Origin of the sequence: Tenacibaculum sp. SDUM215027, assembly GCF_050566205.1 — a bacterium.
Lineage (GTDB): Bacteria > Bacteroidota > Bacteroidia > Flavobacteriales > Flavobacteriaceae > Polaribacter.
In genome coordinates this window covers 171,168-196,005 of record NZ_JBNXUE010000004.1, presented here as the reverse complement: position 1 = coordinate 196,005, position 24,838 = coordinate 171,168, and the positions used below count along the sequence as shown (strand labels likewise).

The following is a 24,838-nucleotide window of genomic DNA, read 5'->3' as shown; positions in this document are numbered from 1 at the left end:
GTTAAAATTTAATTTTAATATCTTCTACTTTATCAATTGGATATACATGTGAAAATCCTAAAACTTTATATTTCAAATCTCCTTTAAAATGAACTTTTAGACGTTGATTTATCAATGAGTTTAAAATTCCTCCTAAAATCCCATTTTTATTATTTTCAAATACTCTTTTTGAAGGAATTACAACCTTTAACGGAATATAAAATTCTTTACGGGCAGGGACTTTAAATTCTTCAGAAGAAACTTGTGCTACCTCTACTTGATCAATTAATACTTTAATCTCATCAGTAGAAATTTTACCACCTATATCGTTTGGGTTTTCAAAATAAGCGTTAGCACCAACTCTTATAGTATCAGTAGAAGCTGATAAAAGCTTTATATCATCAACTTTTAAAAAGATTGGTTTTTGTTTTACCGAGCAACTAATTATTAGTAATAAAAAAGGTAAAAAATAAATGAATTTCTTCATGAAAACTCGTGTTTTTTTGGGTACTTTGCTCTTGCAAAAGTACTATATTCCTATGACTCCATCTGATTTTATTATTAGAGAAATAAAACCACAAGATAATGCCGAAATGGCTAAGGTTATTCGTGAAGTATTAATCGAACTTGGCGCTCCTAAAGTAGGCACTGCTTACGAAGATAAAGCTACAGATAAAATGTATGAGAGCTACCAAAAAGAAAAAGCAGGGTATTTTGTTGTTGAATATAATAGTATCGTAGTAGGTGGTGCAGGCTTTGCTCAATTAGATAATTTTGAAGGAAGTGTTTGTGAATTTCAAAAAATGTATTTTTTACCTATCGCAAGAGGTAAAGGTTTAGGAAGTAAACTAATCAACTTTTGTTTGAATAAAGCAAAAGAAAAAGGCTTTAAGCAGTGTTACTTGGAAACCTTACCTTATATGAAAGCTGCAACAACACTATATCGAAAAAACGGTTTCATAGATTTAGAAGAACCATTAGGGAACACAGGCCATTATTCTTGTAATGTGTGGATGCTAAAAGATTTATAAAATTATTTTATAGAAATGCTATTAAAACAATACAAATCTTACTTTTTAGAACAATTAAGCTCTATTTTTCCTCAGACAGAAATTAATACTTTTTTCTTTCTATTGATAGAAGAATATTTAGCTTTTCAACGTATAGACTTCACACTTCAACCTACTTTTGAAGTTCCTTCTGATAAAAAGACGTTGTTAGATGAAGCTTTGGCTCGATTAAAAAAAGAAGAACCTATTCAATATATATTAGGCAAAACGGAATTTTTCGGACTTCCTTTTAATGTAAATAAGAGTACACTAATTCCACGTCCTGAAACCGAAGAATTGGTTGAATGGATAATTAAAGAAGTTGGGGAATCTCAAAGCTTGTTGTCTATCCTAGATATTGGTACTGGTACTGGTTGTATTCCTATTAGCCTAAAGAAACAGCTCTCTGATGTAAATATAAGCGCTATTGATGTTTCTGAAAAGGCTTTGACTGTTGCTAAAAAAAATGCAGAATTAAATGATGTTGAAGTTTCTTTTGTGCTTCAAGATGTTTTAAAAACCAAAGAGTTAAGCGGTAAGTTTGATATTATTGTTTCTAACCCTCCCTATGTACGTGAATTAGAAAAAATTGAAATAAAGAATAATGTATTAGAAAACGAACCACACTTGGCTTTGTTTGTTGAAGATGACAACCCGCTACTTTTCTATAAAAAAATAGCCGATTTAGCTAAAAATAGTTTAACTAAAACCGGACTACTTTTCTTTGAAATTAATCAATATCTAGGTAAAGAAACTGTTGATATGTTAAAAAGTAAAGGTTTTACAAAAATTGAGATTCGTAAAGACTTGTTTGGTAATGATCGAATGATTAAAGCTTCTTTATAATTTTTATCTATCAAATTACTCTATACTAAAAAACCTTTTGAAAAAAGAACCTCTTTTCTTCTTTATCATTTTGTATTATAAAGTTAAAGAAGCATGCTTTTACACCTGAATCTTGTTTTTTTAAAGATTTTACTCCTAAACCAACCTTTAATATCACGTAAAATAAATTTTTTTTCTTTTGTTGTATTTATGTTATTTTTAATACATGAGTTAAAAAATATTTATTTACTTATTTATTTAACAAATAATTCATGTTTTATTGAGATAATTAATATTTAAAGTTTTTTTTCAATAATAAAAAAGTTTATATTAGCTGTAAAAGTTATATAGAAATTGGATTTACAAAAATTACTTATAGAAACTAAAACAAGAGCTATTTATTTAATAGATAATGAAGGAAAAATTGTAGACTTCCATCCTCATGACAATGATTTGGTAGAAATAAAGGACAAAATAGCAGCATTTGATGCTGTTATCTTTAATATGTCTAGCAGTTTTTTTAACCTTTTTTTTAAAACAGAGTTAAATGAAATGATTTTAAAGTCTGATAAAGAAGCACTCTTGTTGTTTAAATATAAAGAGTATGTACTTTGCTTTTTAGCTGATAAAAACACGAACATAGGTCTTTTAAACTTAATGTTTAAAAAAGAGACAAATACAATTAATATTTAACAATTATTACTTAACCTTAACCCCCCCCGAAATTTATGGAAAAAATCCTAACCAACTTAGTTCAAAATGTAAAAGAAAATATACCTGGGTATATTGCAATTAGTGTAGCTGAAATAGCCTCAGGCGAATCTTTAGCTTCCGATTCTGCTGATTCAAATTTTGACCCTGCTTTAGCATGTGCTTATAATGTAGAAATTATAAATGCCAAGCGAAAAGCTATAGACATTTTAGGTCTAAAAGAAAACATTAATGATATTCATTTTAAACTTGATAATCATATTCATGTTGTTGATATATCTCCTAGTGGAGAGTATTTTATTTACCTAGCGGTTGATTCTAATAGAGCTAATTTAGCTCTTACAAGAACAATGCTGAAAAAATATAAAAAAGAACTAAATGAAGTCTTATAAAGCTATCGATGTAAAAAAAATAAGTATCGATAGCGAGTTTCAAAAATATATAAGCTTTTTTCAAAATGAATACAAAACGAAAGTTTTGTTAAATGAATCAGCTATTGATTATAACGGAGCTCCTAACATAAATAATGTTAATGACTTAAAAAACGTTGTTTATGATTTCTTTTTTGAACCTAGGTTTGAGAATGTTCTCGATTTAGTTAAGTTCAAAAAGCAAAAACCAAAAGATAATTAACCATAAGAAGACTAGATTTTAATCTAGTCTTCTTTGTTTATAGAATATCTTTTATTTACTTCTATAAAAAAACTATTCTCCTTTCCTTCTTCTTTATTTACCCTATTTTAATCACTAACCTATTGTTTCTTACGCTCATAAAATTGTTAAAAAAATCACAAAGCAATAGCCGTAAAAAAAAATAAAAAAATAAGGTAGTATTTTTGTGACTCTCTCTAAAAAACAGTGTCTTAAACAAAGAGGGGAAACAAAACAAAAACAATTAATATTACAAAGTGTTTAAACTTAAATGGGGGAAGTAAGCTTACAAACATTAATAGAAGAGTCTGAAGCAGACAAAGGACTTGTTTTTAATTCTGAGGGACAAGTAATTGATTCTTACAATATTTCTAAAGAAAACAACATTGCAGCAATGGCAAACGTCATCGTTACAATGACTCATGAATTTTTTCAAGATACTTTAGATTCTGAAAGCCTTGACCAATTAGTTTTAACTTCAAAAGAAGGATTAGTAGTTATTAATAAATATGACAGCAATCATATTGTTTGCTTATTAGCAGATGATGTTTCTAAAGCTGCCATGATAAAACTAACCCTTAAAAAAGTAACCCTTCAATAAAATACCTAGTCTTTTTTATTAATTATCATAATAACTATTTTACAATGAAAGAAATTTTAAATGATTTTATCGAAAATTTAAAGAGTAATGTTCCAGGGTTTATTGCTGTTTCAATAACTGATGTTGGTTCTGGAGAGTCGTATGATTCTTTTACAGTGAATCCAGATTTTGATCCAAATTTAGCATCAGCTTACAATTTAGGGGTTGTTAAAGCTAAATTAAAAGCTATCGATGCATTAGGGTTAAACGAAGAAATTCAAGACATTACAATTACTTTATCTAGTCAAGTACATATTATCAATATTGCCCCTAGTGGTACTTATTTTGTTTACTTAGCTGTAGATTCAAAAGAAGCTAACCTAGGTATTACAAAAGCTTTATTAAACAAGTATAAAGTAGAGTTAAATAACGCTTTATAAAAATATAACTGTGAAAAACACAAATCATTTACATATAGATAAACCCTTAAAAAAACACCTTAACCAAACCTTAAAGGAGTTTCGTAAGTTCAGATTTTCTGAAGGGGAATTAAAATCTGAAAAAAAGAAAGGAAAAGACTTTTTCGGATTCTTATTCAAAGAATATGACAGTATGAATGATTTAGTAAAAGATATGTTTTAAAAGTGCTTAATAGGCACTTTTTTTTATGTTCTTAAATGTTTGTTTCAGCTTGTTAACTAATAATTTTATTTCTTCTTCATTATAACTAGCAAAACCAATTCGGATTGCATTATGTTTTTTATTTGCCAAATCATAACGCTGCCACTCTCCTATTTCAAGTTGATATTTTCTAGCTTCTTTTGAAACTTCATACCAAGAATATTCTTTGTTTAAATAAACCCAAATAGCCATTCCTCCTTTAGGAATATTAAACTGAAAATAATATCCTAACTCTTCTTTTAATAGCTTACAGAACAAGTCCCGACGTTGTAAATATATCTTCATTAATTTACGTATGTGCCTATCTAAATCTCCAGATTTAATAAATTCTGCAAAAGTTAGCTCAAGTAAAGCATCACCTTGCCTATCAATATAACCTCTTAGTTTAGCTGTTTCATTTACAAAATCTTCAGAAGCTACTAAATACCCAACCCTAAAAACAGGAGCTACAGTTTTACAAACCGAACCTATATAAATTACATTTTCAGAAGTATTGTGACTAGCCAGTGGTAAAATAGGGGCATGATTGTAATTAAAATCATAGTCATAATCATCTTCAATAATTGCAAAATTGTATTTTCGAGCTAGATTTAATAAGTGAATTCTCCTTTCAGCAGATAAAGTAACAGTTGTAGGATGATGATGGTGTGAGGTAACATAAACTGCCTTTATAGGTTGTTTTTTACATAATTTTTCAATTTGATCAATTACAAGACCATTCTCATCAACTGAAACTCTTTTAATTTGTGCTTTTTGATATTGAAAAGTTATATCAGCAGAAGAATAGTTTGTTTCTCCAACAACTACAATATCGTTTTCTTTTAAGAGTAATTGAGAAGATAACCACATTCCCATTTGACTACCTCGAGTAATTAAAATGTTTTCTTTGGTTATTTTTAAACCACGAGAATTATTTAAATACATCGCTAATACTTCTCGTAATTTTATGTTTCCGTGAGCAGAATTATAATCTAAAGAAGTATAAATATTCTTTTTGGAAGCTATTTTCCTATAAATCCTAGCAATTTCTTCTGTTGGGGTGAGTCTTGTATCTGATGTACCATCATTAATATACATAACCCCTTCTCTTTTCTCTGCATTTTTCTTTAATAGATTTTCATTTTCATAAAAACTGAACCCTGAAATTTGTCTTTTAGAAGCTTTAGTTGCATCCGTTAATGTAATTTTTTGAATAAAAGGTAAATTCTTATTTACAAAGGTTCCTTTTTTAGGAATACTCTCTACCCATCCTTGTAGTAACAACTCTTCATAACAAGCAACTACAGTTTTTCTATGTACCTTTAGTAAGTGAGCCAAAGTTCTAGAACCTACTAGTTTTGTTCCAGGTATAAGCTTTCCTTCTCTAATTAGTAGAATGAATTGATTTGCTAACTGTAAGTATAAAGGTTCTTTAAGACCCTTACTCAGTTTTAATGAAGTTTTATAAGGAAACATCTGGACTACTAATTATTTAAAATCTGGATTAATAAAATAGACCATAAATATAATACATTTGAATAGTTAATAATTTAAACAATGAAAAAACAAGAACTACAACCAACAGAATTTAATGAATTTTACGCCAAGTATTTATCTAAAGTACCAGATAATACGAGTTTAAAAAAAGGTTTTGAAGAAGATAAAGAAACCGTTATAAAATTTTTCTCCTCAATTTCAAAAGACAAGTTAGAATACCGCTATCAACCAAAAAAATGGAGTATTAAAGAAGTGCTACAACATATAATTGATGCTGAGCGCATTTTTATGTATCGTATGTTACGAATTGCCAGAAAGGATATGACTCCAATTGAAGGTTTTGATCAAGATATTTATATAAAACCTTCTGGAGCAGATAAGAAAACAATAGAAGCTTTATTAGAAGAATTTAAAACAACACGTTTATATTCAATTAACTTATTAAGTAGTATTTCTAATGAAAACTTATGCAATATAGGAATAGCTAACAACTCTCCTACTTCGGCAAGAGCTTGTGCTTTTATTTTATTAGGTCATAATGCTTGGCATATGGATATTATTAAAGAACGTTATTTACAATTCCAATAACATAAAAACAATAATAAAAATGCACATACCTCCAATGTTTAAGTTTGATGATAAAAAGGAGAAAATTGCTTTTATGAAAAAGTATAGCTTCGCAACAATTGTGACTAATAAAGGTAATGTTCCAATTGCAACTCAATTACCTTTTGTTATCAAAGAAAATTCAAATAAATTAGTTCTTTCAGGTCATTTTGGAGCAGCTAACGAACAAGTAAACTATATAGAAAACAATATTTCACTGGTTATTTTCACTGAACCACACGCTTATATTTCACCTTCTCATTATGAGAAAAAGAAAAACGTTCCTACTTGGGACTATATTTCTGTGCATGCTTATGGTAAAGCAAATATTCTTCATAATGAGGTTCAGAAATTAGAAGCTATTAAAGAAATGATAAACTTCTATGAGAAAGATTATCAAAAACAATGGAATAATTTACCTGAGAACTATAAAAAAGGCATGTTAAGAGGAATTACTGCTTTTGAATTAGAAGTAACTGAGTTACAAGGGCAACAAAAATTAAGTCAAAATAGAAAAGAAGCAGAAATAGGACGAATAGCTGAACATTTGGAAAACAGTGAAATAGGAACAGAAAAAGATTTAGCTAAATATATTAAATCAAAAAATAATTTATAAATGTTAGAGATTAGACCAAATTGTGAACATTGTGGTAAAGATTTACCCAATACTTCTACTGAAGCAATGATTTGTACTTTTGAATGTACTTATTGTAAAGATTGTGCTATAAACCTGTTCGAAAATGTCTGTCCAACATGCACAGGAAACTTTGTTCCTAGACCAATCAGGCCAAAAAAATACATAGCTAAAAATCCAGCATCTTTAAAAAGGGTTTATGACCCTAAGGATATTGATAAAGCAAAAGAAAAGCGTTTAAAATTTATAGATGTTTTACCCGAAAACAGATAAGTTATGAATGAATACCAAAAGTCAAAACTTAATAGAGTTAAAAGAGGACAAAAAAGAGCAGTTTACAACGTTGATAAAATCAACACTATTTTAGATGCAGGATTTATTGGTTTTGTAAGCTTTACATATGAAGGGAAAGCTATTTCCTTACCTATGGCTTACGGAAGAAAAAATGATAAAATTTATCTACATAGTTCACAAGCTAACAGAATGTTATTATCACTTTTAGAGGTTGGACAAATGAGCATGACCGTGATGCATTTAGATGCTTTAGTGTTGGCTCGTTCAGGGTTACATCATTCAGTAAATTATCGCTCAGCTACATTATTTGGTTCAGTAAAAAAAATAGAAAATCCTAAAGAAAAAGAAACCGCTTTATATTGTTTCATGGAACATATGATGAAAGGACGTTGGGATGGAGTTAGACCTATGAAATTGGAAGAGTTAGAACGAACTCTAGTAGTAGAAATGACCATTGAAACTGCCTCAGCAAAAGTGAGAGATGTAGGTGTTAATGACGAACCAGAAGATTATGATTTACCTATTTGGGCAGGCTTAATGCCTCTAAAACAGATAGCTCTCCCTCCTATTTTCGATAAAAATTTAAGAGAAGATATTCAGATTCCAAATCACGTAATAGAGTATTACAACTTGCATAAATAAGTATTTTATAACTTTAAAAATAACATTACATTGCTTATATGAAAAAATACGATGTTATTATCCTTACAGATAAAAGGTATGTAAATCCTCAAAAGCTTGATAACTATATTCAAAATGTATTAGATGAAGATAATTATGTGAAAGTAGCGCTAAAAAACCAGGGTTTAAAAGTAGTTCGTCTCTCATGGGATGATGCCACTTTTGATTGGTCTACAACAAAGTATGTTTTATTTAGAAGCACATGGGATTACTTTGATCGATTTCCTGAATTTTCAAAATGGTTAAATACTGTTAGCAATCAAACAACATTGTTAAACTCAGAAAAAATTATCCGTTGGAATATTGATAAGCACTATCTACAAGATTTACAACAAAATGGGGTACATATTTGCGAATCCTACTTTATAGAAAAAGAGACTCAATCCACATTAAAAGAACTTTCTAAAAAGTATAACTTAACAGAGTTTGTTTTAAAACCTTGCATTTCTGGAGCAGCGAGACACACTTATAAAATTAATTCAGAAAATATTACTGAATACGAAACCGTATTTTCAGAATTAATAGCCAATGAAGCAATGATTATACAGCCTTTTCAGTATAAAATTGTTGAAAAAGGAGAAGTTTCATTGATGGTTATGAATGGTAAATTTACACATGCAGTTTTAAAAGTAGCAAAGCCAGGAGACTTTAGAGTACAAGATGATTTTGGAGGTTCAGTTCATAACTATATACCTACGAAAGAAGAAATTCTATTCGCTGAAAACGCTGTTAAAGCCTGTGTAGAACTTCCTATCTATGCACGAGTAGATGTTTTTACCGATAATAATGGTAAATTAGCTATCGCTGAATTAGAACTGATAGAGCCTGAACTTTGGTTTAGGACTTATCCTGCAGCAGCAGATGAATTAGCTAAAGAAATTAAACAATTAATCAACAAAAATGAAAAAGTTATTTAAGGTAATAGGAGCATTATTACTTATCGGAGCTATTGCACTTACCGTAGTGTATTTTACAAGTAATGAAAGTTTACCTAAAGGAGAACAAGGACCTAAAGCAGATGCTTTAGCCACCAAAATGCTTAAAGCATTAAATTATGAAGCTTATAAAAATACACGGTTTATAGAGTGGAGCTTTAGAGGGAAACATTTTTATAAGTGGGATAAGAAAGAAGATATTGTAGAAGTATCTTGGGATGTTAATAAAATAACACTATACACTAAGGAACCAGAAAAAAGTATTGTTTTAGTTGATGGAGAAAAAGTAGGAAATAAAGAAATACTTCAAAAAGCAATAGATTATTTTAATAATGATAGTTTTTGGTTAATAGCCCCTTACAAAGTTTTTGAAAGCGGAATTGAACGAAGAATAGTAATACATGAAGGAAAAGAGGCCTTATTAATTACTTATACTTCTGGGGGTTCTACTCCTGGTGATTCCTATTTATGGCTTTTAAATGACAAAGGAATGCCTGTAAGCTATAAAATGTGGGTTTCTATAATTCCTACTGGAGGAATGGAAGCTACTTGGAATGATTGGATAACAACTGAGTCTGGAGCAATATTACCTACAAAGCATGAAATGCCTGTTGGAATATTAGATATGGGTGATGTAAAAGCTTATAATTAGTTTTCCTATAACTTATAAACAATAAAAAAGAGCAGCAAAATTGCTGCTCTTTTAATTTTTATGTAATTCGAAAATATTATTTCCCGAAGCTATAAGAGATTCCAAAGTTAATACCAAAAGAAGAGTATGGTACTTTTTCAGATAATTGCTTGCGAGCATAAGGGTTTCCTTGTGCCTCTTGATATTCAGCAATAGTTAACTCATCAACATATAAAACTTCTTTAGAGTAACCATCAGGTAAATTATTAATAGTTGCTACAGTCATTCTATTTCCATCAGGAGTAACAACTTCTGAATTAAACTCTTTAAAAATAGCTTTATCTCTAGTTACACTAATTCCCATATATTCTAATTCAGCAAATAAAGAAACTTTATTAGAAAGCTCATGTTTATAACCAATAGCACCTATAAAACCTAATGGTAAACGACCTTTGTAATCTTGAGTAAAAGTAGTTTCATTGTATGTTCCATCAGGGAAATTTCCGCCATTAGGAGTTGGTTGCCCAGAAATATCTTGCTTAATATACCCTTTAGCTTCAGTTTCTCCTCCAACTTTTATTAAAGCTCCGAAACGACCATAAATATTGTTAGTAAACTTGTAAACTAAAGATGCTGAAGCTCCATAAGCTCTAGCTCTAGCAATTACATCAACATCATTTCCTGGTACTGTTACTTTTCTAATAGTTTGATCTGCTCCATGTAAATAACCAAAAGCAGCTTCAACTCCAAAGGTATCATTGAAAAAATATCCACCTCTTAATTGAGTATGCATACCTTCACCATAACTACCGTAGGTATTCTCTACTCCTGATGTAGTAGTTTCTGTTCCAAAACGTACTCCTGCACTAGATATTGAATAACCACCACTAGCAGAAACATAAAATTGAGCACTTGCACTCGCTGTTGCTAAAATCATAGCAAGCATTAAAATACTTTTTTTCATAATAAATTATTTGTTAACTTTAAATTGACAATAAGTAAACAAACGTAGTAAAAATCTACGATTAGCAGAGCTTTATAACTGTTAAATTATTAGTATTATTGTAGTAAAAAGCATTCTAAAAATCACTTCTTTTTTGAATAAAAATATTTTACATACTGAGGTTCAGAGTTATATTGATAATAACTTAAAAGTTAATTTAGAGCTATTTATTTTTAAAGGAAGTCCTTTTAAAGATATTTCAGTACAAGAACTGGCTAATCAAATTGTAGCAAAACAAAAATCTGAGAAAAAATTACCTACCTGGTTTAAAACAAAAAACATCTATTATCCACCTAAACTAAGCATTGAACAAACCTCTTCTGAAATAACAGCAGAATACAAGTCTAAGTTAGTAAATGGAGACTCAATGATTGATATTACCGGAGGGTTTGGTGTTGATTGTTATGCTTTTTCTAAACGATTTAAAAAGGTTATACACTGTGAAATAAATGAAGAACTATCAGAAATTGTTTCGTACAACTATGAGCAAATGGAGGTGCCTAATATTAAAACTGTAGCTACAAACGGGATAGAATACTTAAAAAAAACTTCTGAAAAATTCGATTGTATTTATATTGACCCTTCTCGGAGAAACGAAAAAAAAGGAAAAGTTTTTTTATTGAGTGATTGTTTACCAAACGTACCTGAAAACTTAGACTTTTTATTTGAAAAGTCGAATACAATTCTTATTAAAAATTCACCTATTTTAGATATAACATCAACCATTAATGAATTGAAATTTGTAAAAGAAGTTCATGTTATAGCAGTTAATAATGAAGTAAAAGAGTTGCTTTTTTTACTTGAAAAAGAATTTAAACAATTAATCAAGGTAGTTGCTTGTAACTCACTCAAAAACAATCATCAAGATTTTTATTTTTTCCTAAACAATAATACTGATTTCGAATATTTATCCCCACTAAAATTTCTTTATGAACCCAATGCTGCTATTTTAAAATCCGGAGGTTTTAACGAAGTAGCAAGTCAACAAAAATTAGGTAAACTACATCAACATTCTCATCTTTATACTTCAGAAAATTTAATTGAAGATTTCCCTGGAAGAATTTTTAAAATTAACAATGTATTTGCTTACAATAAAAAAAGAATAAAAAAGCAAATAACAGAAGCCAAGGCAAACATTACAACACGTAATTTTCCTAAAACTGTGGCTCAGATTAGAAAAGAAACAAAATTAAAAGATGGAGGAAGTACTTATCTGTTTTTTACTACAAACTTAAACAGTGAATTAATAGTCATTGACTGTTCAAAAATTTATTAGCACTTATACTATTATTTACAATTTATCGTTTACCTAATTGATAGAAGCCCCTATCGAAAAGTATGTTTTATTGTTTAGGGGCGATAAAACATACTAAAAGCCTTGATTCTTAATATCAAGGCTTTTCTTTTTATTTACTTTTTTACATACATTTGTTTTCATCATGAAACAAACACAAAGCTACCAATCAATTAAACTCTCTAATAACTCTTTAGAGAAGTTTGATGATACTCTTGTAATAGAAGCCCCTTTACAAATAAACATTAATAAAGAGCCATATACTGTAGTTATGAGAACTCCTGGTAATGATGAAGAATTAGCTAGAGGTTTATTGTATGCAGAAGATATCTACAAAAAAAAAGATGGTATAAAAGTAGAGATCATCAAAACTGAGAAAGACTTTTCTACAGTTATAAACATGGGAATTCTAAAAGAAAAATTAGGAAAAGGATACCTGAATAAACGTACTCTTTTATCAGTTTCTTCATGTGGAATCTGTGGAAAAAAGGAACTGAAAGATTTAAAAGTTAAAGGAGAAACCTTAAAAAACAACTCCAACAAAAATGTTAAAGATATGGTTGAATCTACGAGTCGTATGTTTTTAAAAATGAACAACAAACAATCTATATTCAAATCTACAGGAGGTAGTCATGCTTGTGCTGTTTTTAACACAAATGAAAAACTATTGACTATTAAAGAAGACATTGGTCGTCATAATGCTGTAGATAAATGTGTTGGTGATTTAATCAATCAAAACAAGCTAAAAGAAGCTAATTATATGTTAGTTAGTGGAAGAGTTTCTTATGAAATAGTCTCTAAAGCTTTCTTAGCTAAAATCCCGATAATAATAGCAGTTTCTGCTTGTTCTTCTTTAGCAGTAGATTTCGCAAAAGAATTTGGAATTTTCCTTATCGGTTTTAGTAGAAATAATAAAATGACAATCTATTCTACACCTCATAAATAATATTTTTTTGCAAGAAATAAATGCCTTTAAAGCCTATTATTCTGTTTAAAACTTATGAATTAAAAAAGATTTGTATTTTAGTGCTTTTAATAATTACTAATCAATCCACATACTTATGCCTTTTATAGAAGAAGATAAGTTTAAGTTAATGCAAGAAGACTTAGACAACGCTAAATTAAAAAGAGAAGAAGCAGAAAGCGAATTAAATAGCACTCAAGAAGAATTAGCTGCGGTAAAAAAGAGCTCGAAAACTCTGCCTATTTTCTTAGGACTTCTCTTAGGCCTTGCTTTAGGGGCTGCGTATTATTTTTACGCAAATGGAGGTAGTAGTGCTATTAATAACGTAGATATAGAAGCTGTAAAAAAGAAAGAAGCATACAGAGTATTAGATAGTATAAATAGAGCTGAAGCTAGAGCTGCCAGAAATGATGAGGAATCTGACAACAACATGTCTTCTGATATAAATACTGAAACATTAGCAGATGAAGTAAAAGAAAACACAACTGGAAAAACAATATATTCAGTACAAATAGGAGTACTTTCAGACAACAAATATCCTTTATTGTCATCAGAAGTTATTCCATCAACAGTTACAACTAATGATGGTTACTTTAAATACTCTTTAGGTTTATTCACTACTTTAGAAGAAGCTAAAGAATTACAAAAAGAATTAATTAAAATTGGATTTAGTGATGCTTTCGTAGCCTCATATATAAACGGAGAACGCCAAAAAATACATAATTAAATAACATTTAATGCTTAACATTATTTTTAAAAGAGCACTCATAGTAAGTTTACTAATGAGTGTTCATTTTTTTTACGCACAAACAAATACCATTCCTGAAAGAAAAACACAGTTTGGTTTTGCTCAAATTGATTTCTTGTCAATTAAAATGCCTGAAGGTGAAGAAAATATGGACTATACGGGGCTCCATTACAATTTAAAGCTAAATGATTGGAGTTATGCAGGAGTTGGTTTATATGGAGCTGTAGGAGGTATTAGAGGAGGTTTTTTTACTTTAGGAGTAAACGCTGGAATTCAACAAAAAATAACCGATAAACTTTTTATTGATGCTGGACTTCATTTTGGTGGCGGTGGTGGTGCATCTGCCCCTGATGGCGGAGGAGCATTTATACTTCCTCATCTTAATTTAGGATATGACTTTAAACATTTTTCTGCTACTGCAGGATATAGTTATGTTGATTTTTTTGATGGGGGTACTATCAACAGCAGCCAATTTAATGTAGCTGTACAAATTCCTCTTTCTTTTGAGGTATCAAGATTTGAAGATAGAGAAAGTACTTTTTCTGTAGAAGATTTAAAAAACACTTCTTGGAACGCCTTAAGTAATAGAATCTCATTACTAGTTCACCTAAATAATGCTAAAGTAACTAAAGGTTCTTATAAAGGAAATACAATACGCTTAGCAGGATTTGAATTAAATTCTTATCTTACAGATGATTTTTTCTTTTTCGTTAAAGCTGATGGTGCTTATCACGGAATTAAGGCAGGTTACATGGATGTTTTCTTAGGTGGAGGTTATCATTTGTCAATGAATAAAAATCGTACAAATATTTTAGCTAAATTTGGAGTAGGTGCCGGAGGCGGTGGTGGAGTAGATACCAAAGGAGGTTTTTTAATCTACCCAGATATTTCTTTAGAACAAAAATTATTTGATAATGTGTATGCATCAATCAATAAAGGATACTTGATGAGTCCTGATTCTCATTTCGTTTCTTCAACTTTTGGTTTAGGATTAAAGTATTATGTGGATAGAGATGGAGTTTTATCAGATGAAAGAGATTTTTCAGAAGGAAAGTTTAAAGGGTTTGACGCAATTATTAAACAAGATTTATATTTGAATGCTGCTAGAGATGGTGGATTTGATCAAAACATGCATCAAATATCATTACAGCTAAATTTTTTCTTAAGCAAGTATTTATATGCGACAGGTCAAACATCTTTTGCTAACTTTGGTGATGCAGGAGCTTATGCAGAAGGAATTGTGGGATTAGGAGTTCAAACAAATGACTTCTTTGAAGGAAAAACCTCTCTTTTTGCACAAATTTTAGGAGGTGCAGCCGGTGGCGGAGGTATTAGTACAGGACAAGGATTAATTGTTAAACCTAGTGTTGGAGTTAATCAAAAACTTACTAATAACCTAAATTTAAGATTAGGAGCGGGTTATGTAAAAGCAAGAGGAGGAAAATTAAGTAGTACTCAATTAAATTTGGGAATTTCATATCGTTTTTCCTTCTTAAGTGTTAAAAAGTTTTAAAAATTTAACTTTTCGTTAAAGTTTGATGAATTATCTTCGCTATCTAAAAACAAAAAAATTAATATCCTTGCTTTTTTATTCTTAAAAAAGCAAGTCACAATCTATATATATAAACATGATCAAAAAGAGAATTATATCTCCACTTCAAAACTTTATAAAAACTGAAAGTGCTAGTGGTATTTTATTGTTGGCAGCTACTTTATTAGCCCTTATTTGGGCAAATTCCCCTTTTAAAGATAGTTATAATGCTTTATGGGAATATAAAATAGGTTTTAAGTCTGAACATCTTGAATTATATAAACCATTAATACTTTGGATTAATGATGGGTTAATGGCAGTATTCTTCTTTTTAATTGGATTAGAGATAAAAAGAGAGTTTTTAATAGGTGAACTAAATACTACCAAAAAACTAGCTTTTCCACTTTTCGGGGCTCTTGGAGGTATGTTATTCCCTATTTTATTTTTCTTTTTTTTAAATAAAAGTGCTGATACAGCACACGGGTGGGGAGTTCCAATGGCTACAGACATTGCCTTTTCTTTAGCTGTTTTAAACACTTTAGGTAAAAGAGTACCGCTTAGTTTAAAAGTGTTTTTAACTGCTTTTGCAATTGTTGATGATATAGGAGCTGTTTTAGTAATTGCTTTGTTTTACAGTAGTAGTATAGATATTACTTTAATATCAATCGCTATAGCTCTGTTAGCATTCTTATACTTTATAGCTCATAGAGGTTTTTACTCTAAGTATGTAACCTTTTTATTTGGTGCTGTAATTTGGGTTTTATTCCTTAAATCAGGAATACACCCAACAGTTGCGGGAATTTTAATGGCTTTTGCAGTTCCTATCAGACAAAAAGTACACACTCCTGAGTTTATCGCTAATTTATCAAAAATAATGGATAATATTAAAAAGGCTAAGGTTGCACCTAAGCCAATATTATCAAAAGAGCAAGTTGCTGAAATAGATAACTTGGATCACTGGATAGAAGACTACCAATCACCTCTTCAGCTTTTAGAGCATAAGCTACACGATTTAGTAGCGTATGCTATAATCCCAATTTTTGCACTAGCAAATGCAGGTGTTTTAATAGATGGCGATGCACACTTAGATACTGCCTTAATAATAAACATAGCTTTATGTTTAATTTTAGGAAATAGTATTGGAATCACAACAATTATTACTACAGTTAAAAAACTTAAAATAATAGAGGTTCCTAAAGATATAAACGGCCGACATATTGTTGGGGTATCATTCTTAGCAGGAATAGGATTTACTATGGCAATATTCATTGCGAGTTTAGCATTTGCTAAAAGTCCTGAGTTCTTAGGGTCTGCTAAAATTGGTGTACTATTAGGTTCTCTTGTTTCAGCAATAATAGGATACCTAATATTAAGGTTTAATAAAAGTGAAAGTGACGATAACGAAGAAGAATTAAGTACTAACTAGTACTTAATTCTAACTTATATTACTCCAAATTCCACTTGTTTTTTTAAGCTTTTCATAAGCTTTTAACAAGCTGGAATTTTTTATTTCTGATAAGTTAGGGTCTTCTTGAAGTAAGTCTATCGCAACTTTACGTGCTACATGTAATATCGGGCTGTCTTTAACAACATCCGCTATTTTAAGGTTTAAAACACCACTTTGCTGTGTTCCCATAATATTTCCTGGACCACGAAGTTTCAAGTCTACTTCAGCAATTTTAAATCCGTCTGTAGTTTCAACCATTGTTTGTAAACGAGTTTTTCCATCAGAAGACAATTTATAACTCGATAATAAAATACAATAGCTTTGTTCAGCTCCACGCCCTACTCTACCTCTTAACTGGTGTAATTGACTCAATCCAAAACGTTCTGCACTTTCAATCACCATTACCGAAGCATTGGGCACGTTTACTCCTACTTCAATCACAGTGGTAGCCACCATAATTTGAGTTTCCCCTTTAGCAAATCGTTCCATTTCATAATCTTTATCGGCTGGTTTCATTTGTCCATGAACAATGCTTATTTGGTATTTTGGAGAAGGAAATTCACGCGAAATACTTTCATATCCATCCATCAAATCTTTGTAGTCCATCGCTTCCGACTCTTGAATTAACGGATAAACCACATAGGCTTGTCGTCCTTTAGTTATTTCATCTTTTAAAAATTTAAAAACACCTAAACGATTACTGTCATAACGATGTACTGTTTTGATTTCCTTACGTCCAGGAGGCAATTCATCAATAACAGAAATATCTAAATCACCATAAACGGACATTGCCAATGTTCTTGGTATTGGTGTTGCGGTCATCACTAAAATATGAGGAGGAATAGCTCTTCCATCAGAAGGACTTTTTTCCCATAACTTTCTTCGTTGTGCTACTCCAAAACGATGTTGCTCATCAATAATAGCAATCCCGAGATTTTCAAACTGTACTTTATCTTCTAAAATAGCATGTGTTCCTATTAAAATATGTAATGAACCATTCTCCAAGTTTTCATGTATTTCTTTACGTTTTTTTGTTTTGGTAGAGCCTGTAAGTAGTTCAACCTTAATATTAGTGTTTTCTAAGAGTTCTACAATCCCATTATAATGCTGTGTTGCTAGAATTTCCGTTGGAGCCATAATTGTGGCCTGATAACCGTTATCGATAGCCAAAAGCATCGTTAGTAACGCTACAATCGTTTTTCCAGAACCTACATCACCTTGTAATAATCGATTCATATGTGCTCCAGAGCCTACATCTTTACGAATTTCTTTTAATACTCTTTTTTGAGCATTCGTTAAATCGAAAGGTAAATGATTATTATAAAAACTAGTAAACTCCTCTCCTACTTGTTCAAAAACAAATCCTTTTAATTTTGATTTTCGGATGAGTTTTCTCTGTAATAGTTGTAATTGAATAAAGAATAACTCCTCAAATTTTAATCTGTATTGTGCTTTAGCTAACAATTCTTGATTCTTCGGAAAATGGATATTTAATAACGAGTCTTTTTTACCTAAAAACTGGTGCTCTTCAATAAAATAAGAAGGAAAAGTTTCTTCAATATCATTATACGCTTGTTGAAACAGATTCTGCATCATAGTACGCATTACCTTATTACTAATACCTTTTGTACTTAGTTTTTCGGTAGATGGATATACTGGTTGCATAGCCATTTGTAGCTTGCTTTTATATTCTTTTACCGTTTCCATTTCTGGATGTGGCATATTAGGAGTACCATTATACCAATTCAGTTTTCCGTAAATAACATACGGAACACTTATTTTTAAACTATCTTTTATCCACTTTGCTCCTTTAAACCAAACTAATTCCATGGTACCTGTAGCGTCAGAAAAAGTGGCTACTAACCTACTTCCTCTTTTTTGCTTCACAGTTTTTACTCCCGTAATTTTACCAACAATTTGTACTTCAGCGGAGTTCTGTTGCAGCTGATTAATCGTATAAAACTGGGTTTTATCGATATATCTAAAGGGAAAAAGATGTAATAAATCATTACAGGTTTTAATACCTAGTTCGGTAAATAATAACTCTGCTCTGGCAACACTAATTCCTTTTATATATGTTACGGGCTTATTTAAATTCATTAAGAACGAAAATACAAAAAGCCATTAAAATCAACTATCTTTGCACTCTAAATTCATCAAATGAGATTACATAGAAATTTAACGTATGCTGTTATTGATAGTTTACGTGATATATTTAACGAAGGTGTATATGCTGACAAAGCTGTAGAGAAAGCTTTAAAGAGAGATAAACGTTGGGGCGCACGCGATAGAAAGTTTGTTGCTGAAACGATATATGATATTGTTAGATGGCAACGCTTATATGCTGAAATTGCGAATGTAAAAGTACCATATGCACGTCCTGATTTATGGCGTTTGTTTGTTGTTTGGTGTGTTTTAAGAGGAATTAAATTACCTGATTGGAATCAAATAGAACCTACTCCTACAAGAAGAATTAAAGGTAAATTTGATGAGTTATCTAAAATTAGAAAATTTAGAGAATCAATTCCTGATTGGATTGATGAAATTGGAGTACAAGAATTGGGAGAAGAAGTTTGGACAAAAGAAATCGCTGCTTTAAATAAAAAAGCCGAAGTTATTTTACGCACAAATACATTAAATGTAACAAAAGAGCATTTACAAAAAGATTTAAAAACAGAAGGAATTGATACTGAATTTATCAAAGGTTATGATGATGCCTTACGTTTAGTAGAACGTGCTAATGTATTTAAAACTGAAGCTTTTCATAAAGGTTTCTTTGAAGTGCAAGATGCATCTTCTCAGTTAGTTGCAGCTTATTTAGATGTTGAACCAGGCATGAAAGTAGTAGATACTTGTGCTGGTGCTGGAGGAAAAACATTGCACATTGCCTCTTTAATGAAAAATAAAGGACAAATTATAGCAATGGATATTTACGAGAGTAAATTGAAGAAGCTAAAAGTTCGTGCTCGAAGAAATGGAGCTCATAATATTGATACTCGTGTAATAGATTCTACCAAAGTAATAAAGAAATTACAAGGCAAAGCTGATAGAGTTTTAATAGATGCTCCATGTTCTGGTTTAGGAGTAATTAGAAGAAATCCTGATAGTAAATGGAAATTACAACCTGAGTTTTTAGATAAAATTCGTGGTACACAACAAGAAGTTTTACAACAATACTCCAAAATGGTTAAACCAGGAGGAAGAATGGTGTACGCTACATGTTCTGTACTGCCTTCTGAGAATCAGCAACAAGTTGAATTCTTTTTAGCTTCTGATGCAGGAAAAGATTTCAAATTTGTAAAAGACGAAAAAGTACTATCGCATAAGTCTGGTTACGATGGTTTTTATATGGCGCTTTTAGAAAGAAAATAAGTACATAGAAAATAAAGTATATTAAAAAAGGCTCGGGATAATATCTCGAGCCTTTCCTTTCAATCAACTATTAAAAACTAACTAATCACTAAACAATACTGTTAAGTAATTATATGCTTATATGACGATTATTTTCTACTGTCGTTACACTAATTATATATCTTTAACATTATTTTAAGAATGTTATTATTTAGGAAAACTCCACATAACTATGTGAAAGTTATATGAAGTTCTTATTTAGATATTATAAGCTATTTTTTAATTAGCTTTAATAAATTTTCCTAAATGTTTTTTTGTTCCTTTTTTGAATGTATAAAAATACAGACCGCTTTCTAAAAACTCAATATTTAAAGGTTTTTGAGTTGATTTTGAGTTGATTTTAGTTGTTAAAATATTTTTCCCTGTTGCATTAAAAATTTGCAACTCATAATCAACTAGATTTTCTTGCTCAAAACCTTCTTTTGTAAAAAACTCAAAAGTAATTACATCTTTAACAATAGGATTAGGGTATGCTATTACAAAGTTTTTTGTTAAAACTTCATTTTTTTCTATTACTTTACCAGATAGCCCCAAATTATCTAAATAAGCTCTATGACTAGTAGAAAAAACAGCGTTATTTGCTAAATCCCAGTTAATAGACCAAGTCATCAAACCTCTAAACTCTGGATATGTAGTACTTGTTGTATAGGTTCTATTAGGATATGAGACTCCTTTTATTAAATAATCTAGTGCTTGCTGTACAACAGCCTCTGATGTATAACCACTACCAGCAGCTCTTGGTTCAGCAGGTAAACCTATCGCTACTTGATTTGCTCTTAAACCAGGGAAATTTAAGCCAGTTTGCGCAACTTTAAATCCAGTTATTAGCATTTCTGCCATAGCTACATGAAAATCTGCAGTAGCTGGCTGATATATCTTACCGTCTCTTCCAAACATTGAACCTGTGTTATAATGTTGCACATGAATATAATCCATTTGATTTCGTAAGGCATGTATTACTGGTAAATAAGCTCCAAATACTCCAGAATAATTACCATATGCACCTTGTACATAAGCTGTTTCTGGTGCCATGCTTAAGGTGAATTTACTAGCTCCAACATTATTAATTACTGCTTTAGTACCTTCTATAAGGTTAATGATTTTTGGTGTTGTAGGGTTCCTAAAGTCTGTATCACCTAGATTTAAAGACAAGGAACTTCCTTCTAAGTCAATATCCAAACCATCAAATCCATAGGTCTTAATAATACTAGTCATTGAACTCACAAACTGATTCTTTTCAGTATCGTTATTTAACTCTACATGAGCGTTAGCTCCTCCTATTGATATTAACACCTTCTGTCCTCTTTCTTGTAAGGTTTTTATGTCATTTTTAAACTCATTTATATTCCCATTATAAATTTCAAAAGGAGTAAATTTCATATCTGATTTACTACCTGTTTTAGGTTCTGCAAACGCCACGCAAATAACATCCCAATCTCTTGAAACATCTCTTAGTTTAGGTATTGTAGAGCCATTGTTAAAATTGTGCCAATAACCAACTAGAATCTTATTTGAAATAGGAGGTTTCACACCATCTGTTATAACCACTAAAGAAGATGTAGTTGAATTGTTCTCATTATCAAAAGCTTTTGCTGTTAGAGAATAACTTCCTGCTTGTGCATTTGTTATTGTATACGTATATGGAGCTATGGTATCTTCTCCTAATTTAGTTGAACCATTATAAAACGCTACTCTACTTATAGTTCCATCATCTGTTGCAGTTGCTTTTACTTCAATAGTAATCCCAACAATATATATAGCACCATTTTGAGGAGATGTTATACTAACTTCAGGATTACTTCCTGTTACTTCACAACTACTTACTTTAGACCACGCATCTTTCCAATAAGTTCCTGTTCCTGGTGCATATGCCCAAGCTGCTGACGAAGAGCACCAGCCAGCGATATTACATTTATATTTGTTTCCTTCATTCTGTACTTCTTCATTTTGATTATATGAAGTTCCTGCAATGTAATTATGTATATTATTACAACCTTGACCATCACCACCTGTACTGTCTTTTTCAATATTTATTTGCACTGCTACAGAAGTTGTTGATGCATTTTTATTATCAGTAGCTTTAGCTGTTAAAGAGTAAGTTCCTATTACTGCATTTGAGATAGTAAAGTTATAAGGTTTTGTTGTGTCTTCTCCTAGTTTTATACTACTATTAAAAAACTCAACTTTACTTACACTTCCATCATCATCAAATGCGTCGGCTGTTATTTCAATATTACTTCCTTCTTTAAGAGTACTATTACTAACAGGAGAAGTTATATTTATTGTTGGTGCAATATTATCTCCGCCTCCAGTTCCTGAACAATCTTTTATTTTTTCCCAAGGCTGACCATCACCTGTATGAGTATCAGGAGTATTATTTTTTGTCCACCATTTAGCTTGATAGTTAACATTTTTATACTTTACATTTTCTCCTCCATTATAAGTTGTTGTTGCCGACCAATCTGCAATACCATTACAGTTGTCAATTGTATCTGCAGTAACCTTAACTGTTCTTACAGAAGAAGTACTGCTTAATCCTTTATCATCAGTAGCCTTAGCCATTAAGGTAAAAGTTCCTATTGAAGCATTAACTATGCTATAACTATAAGGGGTTGTTATATCTTCACCCAATTTAGTTGTTCCATTAAAAAACTCAACTTTATTTATAATCCCATCTATATCACTTGCATTAGCTATTAACTCAATGGTCTGTCCTTCATCAAAAACAGCATTATCTGCTGGTGAGGCTAAAGTAACTGTAGGAGGTTTGTTTGAATTAGCTCCATTTACGACAATTGATATTATTGAAGATATGGTTGAACCACCATCATTATCTGTTGCCTTAGCTGTTAATTTGTGAGTTGTTACAGAAGCGTTTTGCCACGTATACTCGTAAGGTGAGGTAGTATCTTCTCCTAACTTAATATTATCGTTAAAGAACTCCACTTTACCAATAACTCCATCGCTATCTGTAGCGTCAGATTTGATGATAATAGTATCACCTTCATTATAAATTGCATTATTAGAAGGGGCAGTAATGTTAATTACAGGTAATTTATTTCCTCCTGTGTTTCCATTGGCAAAGACCTCATTAATCTTGTTTACTAAAGGAGATTTTACATTAGACCATCGCTTTAGTTTCGTACCAAAAGAGGTAGCTGTACCGCTTATTTCTAAATCTCCATAAACCGTCCAAATGATAGTACCACCAAGTTGATTATCATTAATAAACTGTGCTTTAATACCTATAGATTCTTCGTCATCATAACTTAAAAAGAAATTTCCTTTTACTAAGTATGGTACTTTTGCTTCATTATCCCACTTTCTTGTCCACCCACTATTAGGAGCTAGTGCCTTTTGTTTTATGAAAAAATAGTTTGGTGTACCATCATATACTTCTTGCTTCCAGTTTGTATAATCTGAGGCTGTTTGTATTGGACCATCTGGTTGAATGGTTACTGCTCTTTTTACTGTTTTTACATTCAAATCAGCAGTACCTTCAGTTATTACTCCTCTTCCATAAAAAGGAGCACCAAAACAGATTTTATTTTTCGGTACTCCTTTTTCTTCAAGTTTTTGCAGCGTTGATTGCCAATTAAAAAAAGACACCTCTGCATTTGAGTATGGATATATGGGTGCATTATGTCCTGCTTTATTTGACCAACCACCATTCATATCGTAAGTCATCATATTAAAATAGTCCATATTATTAGACAACTTACTCCAATTAAATCCTTCTAGCTTTCTTGGATCAGCAGACATAGCTGCTGTAATTAGCTTATCTGGTCCAATGGCTGCTCTAATTTCTTGCACGAGTGTTTCGAAATTTGCGAAATCAGCTTGCGATCCAGTAAAATTCATACCAGAATAAGGTCCTGGATATTCCCAGTCTAAATCTATACCGTCAAATCCAGTAGCTATAAGTTTTTTACAGTCTTCTATAAATCTGGCTCTTTTAACAGGGTCAGAAGCCATTTCTGGAAAATGTTTACACATACTCCATCCTCCAATAGACGCCATTACCTTTACACCTTTTTTATGTGCTAACTCAATTAAACCAGGAGCACCGTTCTCTTTATGTAAAGGTATAGGTAATTGTCCACTTAAACCCCATGTAGGTTGCGTCCAGGAACTTCCGTTCAGCGTTACTTGAAAACCTTGTGCTTCTGCTCTTTTCTTCGCAGCTTCATTTACATGTTGAATTGGATCGATTTCTCCAAAGAGAATATGCATATCCCAACTACTATAAATATCTTTCATAAAAATATCATTTGGAGCTTGCACAGTTCCTTCTTGATAAATTTGTTTATTTCTATGATCACCACTGTGTAGTGATCCGTCATTGGCAACACCAAAAAAAGAGTAATTCAAAATTGTATATTTTGAGTAGTCAATGTTTAAGTGAGTTAAAGCTCCAGGACCGGGGACTCCTGCCGATGTTGTTTTCCATGCATCCCAATTTGTTATATATCCTATAACTTGTTTTTGATGGTTTTCCGTTGTTGCAGTTCCGCCTGTATTTACTTGGGCGAACACAAATGATGTCATTAAGAAAAAAACTATTAATAGTTTTTTTCTTACAAATGCGAAGGGTGTCATATGTTTTAGTTTTAAGTTATTTACTTAAAAACTAAATAGATAAAACTTAAAACACAAAAAAAATAGACTAACAACCATAAAATAGTAACTTAAAACACTTTTCCTTCT

Annotated in this window: 25 protein-coding genes; 20 read left to right on the top strand and 5 right to left on the bottom strand. The window is 30.9% G+C overall.

Annotated features, from left to right (window positions below):
- Position 1 precedes the first annotated feature (1 nt).
- Positions 2 to 466 (bottom strand): LEA type 2 family protein, encoded by a 465-nt coding sequence (locus ACQYZ7_RS10900; RefSeq protein WP_430729775.1) that lies wholly within the window; start codon positions 464 to 466, stop codon positions 2 to 4.
- A gap of 52 nt (positions 467 to 518) precedes the next feature.
- Here ACQYZ7_RS10900 and ACQYZ7_RS10895 point away from each other — a divergent pair, with 52 nt between their 5' ends.
- The 8 genes from ACQYZ7_RS10895 to ACQYZ7_RS10860 all read left to right on the top strand — a co-directional run bounded on the left by ACQYZ7_RS10895 (position 519) and on the right by ACQYZ7_RS10860 (position 4,437).
- Positions 519 to 1,010, top strand: coding sequence for a GNAT family N-acetyltransferase (locus tag ACQYZ7_RS10895; protein ID WP_430729920.1), 492 nt, complete (start codon positions 519 to 521; stop codon positions 1,008 to 1,010).
- Between the two features lie 15 nt (positions 1,011 to 1,025).
- The gene (gene prmC / locus ACQYZ7_RS10890; protein ID WP_430729774.1) at positions 1,026 to 1,874 is read left to right on the top strand and encodes a peptide chain release factor N(5)-glutamine methyltransferase; all 849 of its coding nucleotides are present in this window, start codon (positions 1,026 to 1,028) and stop codon (positions 1,872 to 1,874) included.
- Between the two features lie 333 nt (positions 1,875 to 2,207).
- Positions 2,208 to 2,546 (top strand): hypothetical protein, encoded by a 339-nt coding sequence (locus ACQYZ7_RS10885; RefSeq protein ID WP_430729773.1) that lies wholly within the window; start codon positions 2,208 to 2,210, stop codon positions 2,544 to 2,546.
- A 35-nt stretch (positions 2,547 to 2,581) separates the two neighbouring features.
- Positions 2,582 to 2,956: a hypothetical protein gene (locus ACQYZ7_RS10880; RefSeq protein ID WP_430729772.1), complete on the top strand. Its 375-nt coding sequence runs from the start codon at positions 2,582 to 2,584 to the stop codon at positions 2,954 to 2,956.
- Entirely contained in the window at positions 2,943 to 3,197 is a 255-nt protein-coding gene (locus tag ACQYZ7_RS10875) for a hypothetical protein (protein WP_430729771.1), read from the top strand. Before ACQYZ7_RS10880 ends, ACQYZ7_RS10875 begins: the two co-directional genes overlap by 14 nt.
- 289 nt (positions 3,198 to 3,486) lie before the next feature.
- On the top strand, positions 3,487 to 3,816 hold the full coding sequence (locus tag ACQYZ7_RS10870; protein ID WP_430729770.1) for a hypothetical protein: 330 nt from the start codon (positions 3,487 to 3,489) through the stop codon (positions 3,814 to 3,816).
- Between the two features lie 44 nt (positions 3,817 to 3,860).
- Positions 3,861 to 4,235: a hypothetical protein gene (locus tag ACQYZ7_RS10865; RefSeq protein ID WP_430729769.1), complete on the top strand. Its 375-nt coding sequence runs from the start codon at positions 3,861 to 3,863 to the stop codon at positions 4,233 to 4,235.
- A 10-nt stretch (positions 4,236 to 4,245) separates the two neighbouring features.
- Positions 4,246 to 4,437: a hypothetical protein gene (locus ACQYZ7_RS10860; protein ID WP_303511013.1), complete on the top strand. Its 192-nt coding sequence runs from the start codon at positions 4,246 to 4,248 to the stop codon at positions 4,435 to 4,437.
- A gap of 6 nt (positions 4,438 to 4,443) precedes the next feature.
- Here ACQYZ7_RS10860 and ACQYZ7_RS10855 read toward each other — a convergent pair whose 3' ends face one another.
- Entirely contained in the window at positions 4,444 to 5,931 is a 1,488-nt protein-coding gene (locus ACQYZ7_RS10855; protein WP_430729768.1) for a PLP-dependent aminotransferase family protein, read from the bottom strand.
- Positions 5,932 to 6,012: 81 nt separating this feature from the next.
- Here ACQYZ7_RS10855 and ACQYZ7_RS10850 point away from each other — a divergent pair, with 81 nt between their 5' ends.
- The 6 genes from ACQYZ7_RS10850 to ACQYZ7_RS10825 are packed head-to-tail and all read left to right on the top strand — an operon-like array spanning position 6,013 to position 9,754.
- Positions 6,013 to 6,540, top strand: coding sequence for a DinB family protein (locus tag ACQYZ7_RS10850; RefSeq protein WP_430729767.1), 528 nt, complete (start codon positions 6,013 to 6,015; stop codon positions 6,538 to 6,540).
- 19 nt (positions 6,541 to 6,559) lie between these two features.
- Positions 6,560 to 7,174, top strand: a complete 615-nt coding sequence (locus ACQYZ7_RS10845; protein ID WP_430729766.1) for an FMN-binding negative transcriptional regulator — start codon at positions 6,560 to 6,562, stop codon at positions 7,172 to 7,174.
- A complete protein-coding gene (locus ACQYZ7_RS10840) occupies positions 7,175 to 7,465 on the top strand; it encodes a DUF1272 domain-containing protein (RefSeq protein ID WP_430729765.1) in 291 nt (96 codons plus the stop codon).
- A 3-nt stretch (positions 7,466 to 7,468) separates the two neighbouring features.
- A complete protein-coding gene (locus ACQYZ7_RS10835; RefSeq protein WP_430729764.1) occupies positions 7,469 to 8,128 on the top strand; it encodes a pyridoxamine 5'-phosphate oxidase family protein in 660 nt (219 codons plus the stop codon).
- 38 nt (positions 8,129 to 8,166) lie between these two features.
- On the top strand, positions 8,167 to 9,084 hold the full coding sequence (locus tag ACQYZ7_RS10830) for an ATP-grasp domain-containing protein (RefSeq protein ID WP_430729763.1): 918 nt from the start codon (positions 8,167 to 8,169) through the stop codon (positions 9,082 to 9,084).
- Complete coding sequence (locus ACQYZ7_RS10825) at positions 9,068 to 9,754, top strand: hypothetical protein (RefSeq protein ID WP_430729762.1); 687 nt, start codon at positions 9,068 to 9,070, stop codon at positions 9,752 to 9,754. Before ACQYZ7_RS10830 ends, ACQYZ7_RS10825 begins: the two co-directional genes overlap by 17 nt.
- 76 nt (positions 9,755 to 9,830) lie before the next feature.
- Here ACQYZ7_RS10825 and ACQYZ7_RS10820 read toward each other — a convergent pair whose 3' ends face one another.
- Positions 9,831 to 10,697, bottom strand: coding sequence for an outer membrane beta-barrel protein (locus ACQYZ7_RS10820; RefSeq protein WP_430729761.1), 867 nt, complete (start codon positions 10,695 to 10,697; stop codon positions 9,831 to 9,833).
- A 133-nt stretch (positions 10,698 to 10,830) separates the two neighbouring features.
- On the opposite strand from ACQYZ7_RS10820, the gene ACQYZ7_RS10815 reads away from it, so the two are divergent.
- The 5 genes from ACQYZ7_RS10815 to nhaA all read left to right on the top strand — a co-directional run bounded on the left by ACQYZ7_RS10815 (position 10,831) and on the right by nhaA (position 16,699).
- Entirely contained in the window at positions 10,831 to 12,012 is a 1,182-nt protein-coding gene (locus ACQYZ7_RS10815; protein WP_430729760.1) for a THUMP-like domain-containing protein, read from the top strand.
- Positions 12,013 to 12,175: 163 nt separating this feature from the next.
- Entirely contained in the window at positions 12,176 to 12,976 is an 801-nt protein-coding gene (gene fdhD / locus ACQYZ7_RS10810) for a formate dehydrogenase accessory sulfurtransferase FdhD (RefSeq protein WP_430729759.1), read from the top strand.
- A gap of 115 nt (positions 12,977 to 13,091) precedes the next feature.
- Positions 13,092 to 13,721, top strand: coding sequence for an SPOR domain-containing protein (locus ACQYZ7_RS10805; RefSeq protein ID WP_430729758.1), 630 nt, complete (start codon positions 13,092 to 13,094; stop codon positions 13,719 to 13,721).
- Between the two features lie 10 nt (positions 13,722 to 13,731).
- Positions 13,732 to 15,255, top strand: coding sequence for a hypothetical protein (locus ACQYZ7_RS10800; protein ID WP_430729757.1), 1,524 nt, complete (start codon positions 13,732 to 13,734; stop codon positions 15,253 to 15,255).
- 115 nt (positions 15,256 to 15,370) lie between these two features.
- Complete coding sequence (gene nhaA, locus ACQYZ7_RS10795; RefSeq protein WP_430729756.1) at positions 15,371 to 16,699, top strand: Na+/H+ antiporter NhaA; 1,329 nt, start codon at positions 15,371 to 15,373, stop codon at positions 16,697 to 16,699.
- A gap of 9 nt (positions 16,700 to 16,708) precedes the next feature.
- Here nhaA and recG read toward each other — a convergent pair whose 3' ends face one another.
- Positions 16,709 to 18,820 carry an ATP-dependent DNA helicase RecG gene (gene recG / locus ACQYZ7_RS10790; RefSeq protein WP_430729755.1) on the bottom strand — a complete coding sequence of 704 codons (2,112 nt, stop codon included), beginning with the start codon at positions 18,818 to 18,820 and terminating at the stop codon, positions 16,709 to 16,711.
- Between the two features lie 60 nt (positions 18,821 to 18,880).
- Between recG and ACQYZ7_RS10785 the strand changes: the two genes are divergently transcribed.
- Positions 18,881 to 20,092: an RsmB/NOP family class I SAM-dependent RNA methyltransferase gene (locus ACQYZ7_RS10785; RefSeq protein ID WP_430729754.1), complete on the top strand. Its 1,212-nt coding sequence runs from the start codon at positions 18,881 to 18,883 to the stop codon at positions 20,090 to 20,092.
- A 258-nt stretch (positions 20,093 to 20,350) separates the two neighbouring features.
- On the opposite strand, the gene ACQYZ7_RS10780 is transcribed toward ACQYZ7_RS10785, so the two are convergent.
- Positions 20,351 to 24,730, bottom strand: a complete 4,380-nt coding sequence (locus tag ACQYZ7_RS10780) for a glycosyl hydrolase family 18 protein (protein WP_430729753.1) — start codon at positions 24,728 to 24,730, stop codon at positions 20,351 to 20,353.
- Positions 24,731 to 24,838: the final 108 nt, after the last annotated feature.

Bases quoted from the DNA above. Each gene is read 5' to 3' on its own strand.
- ACQYZ7_RS10900 (WP_430729775.1), bottom strand. From the start codon at position 466: ATGAAGAAATTCATTTATTTTTTACCTTTTTTATTACTAATAATTAGT.
- ACQYZ7_RS10895 (WP_430729920.1), top strand. From the start codon at position 519: ATGACTCCATCTGATTTTATTATTAGAGAAATAAAACCACAAGATAAT.
- prmC (WP_430729774.1), top strand. From the start codon at position 1,026: ATGCTATTAAAACAATACAAATCTTACTTTTTAGAACAATTAAGCTCT.
- ACQYZ7_RS10880 (WP_430729772.1), top strand. From the start codon at position 2,582: ATGGAAAAAATCCTAACCAACTTAGTTCAAAATGTAAAAGAAAATATA.
- ACQYZ7_RS10875 (WP_430729771.1), top strand. From the start codon at position 2,943: ATGAAGTCTTATAAAGCTATCGATGTAAAAAAAATAAGTATCGATAGC.
- ACQYZ7_RS10870 (WP_430729770.1), top strand. From the start codon at position 3,487: ATGGGGGAAGTAAGCTTACAAACATTAATAGAAGAGTCTGAAGCAGAC.
- ACQYZ7_RS10865 (WP_430729769.1), top strand. From the start codon at position 3,861: ATGAAAGAAATTTTAAATGATTTTATCGAAAATTTAAAGAGTAATGTT.
- ACQYZ7_RS10855 (WP_430729768.1), bottom strand. From the start codon at position 5,931: ATGTTTCCTTATAAAACTTCATTAAAACTGAGTAAGGGTCTTAAAGAA.
- ACQYZ7_RS10850 (WP_430729767.1), top strand. From the start codon at position 6,013: ATGAAAAAACAAGAACTACAACCAACAGAATTTAATGAATTTTACGCC.
- ACQYZ7_RS10845 (WP_430729766.1), top strand. From the start codon at position 6,560: ATGCACATACCTCCAATGTTTAAGTTTGATGATAAAAAGGAGAAAATT.
- ACQYZ7_RS10840 (WP_430729765.1), top strand. From the start codon at position 7,175: ATGTTAGAGATTAGACCAAATTGTGAACATTGTGGTAAAGATTTACCC.
- ACQYZ7_RS10835 (WP_430729764.1), top strand. From the start codon at position 7,469: ATGAATGAATACCAAAAGTCAAAACTTAATAGAGTTAAAAGAGGACAA.
- ACQYZ7_RS10830 (WP_430729763.1), top strand. From the start codon at position 8,167: ATGAAAAAATACGATGTTATTATCCTTACAGATAAAAGGTATGTAAAT.
- ACQYZ7_RS10825 (WP_430729762.1), top strand. From the start codon at position 9,068: ATGAAAAAGTTATTTAAGGTAATAGGAGCATTATTACTTATCGGAGCT.
- ACQYZ7_RS10820 (WP_430729761.1), bottom strand. From the start codon at position 10,697: ATGAAAAAAAGTATTTTAATGCTTGCTATGATTTTAGCAACAGCGAGT.
- fdhD (WP_430729759.1), top strand. From the start codon at position 12,176: ATGAAACAAACACAAAGCTACCAATCAATTAAACTCTCTAATAACTCT.
- ACQYZ7_RS10805 (WP_430729758.1), top strand. From the start codon at position 13,092: ATGCCTTTTATAGAAGAAGATAAGTTTAAGTTAATGCAAGAAGACTTA.
- ACQYZ7_RS10800 (WP_430729757.1), top strand. From the start codon at position 13,732: ATGCTTAACATTATTTTTAAAAGAGCACTCATAGTAAGTTTACTAATG.
- nhaA (WP_430729756.1), top strand. From the start codon at position 15,371: ATGATCAAAAAGAGAATTATATCTCCACTTCAAAACTTTATAAAAACT.
- recG (WP_430729755.1), bottom strand. From the start codon at position 18,820: ATGAATTTAAATAAGCCCGTAACATATATAAAAGGAATTAGTGTTGCC.
- ACQYZ7_RS10785 (WP_430729754.1), top strand. From the start codon at position 18,881: ATGAGATTACATAGAAATTTAACGTATGCTGTTATTGATAGTTTACGT.
- ACQYZ7_RS10780 (WP_430729753.1), bottom strand. From the start codon at position 24,730: ATGACACCCTTCGCATTTGTAAGAAAAAAACTATTAATAGTTTTTTTC.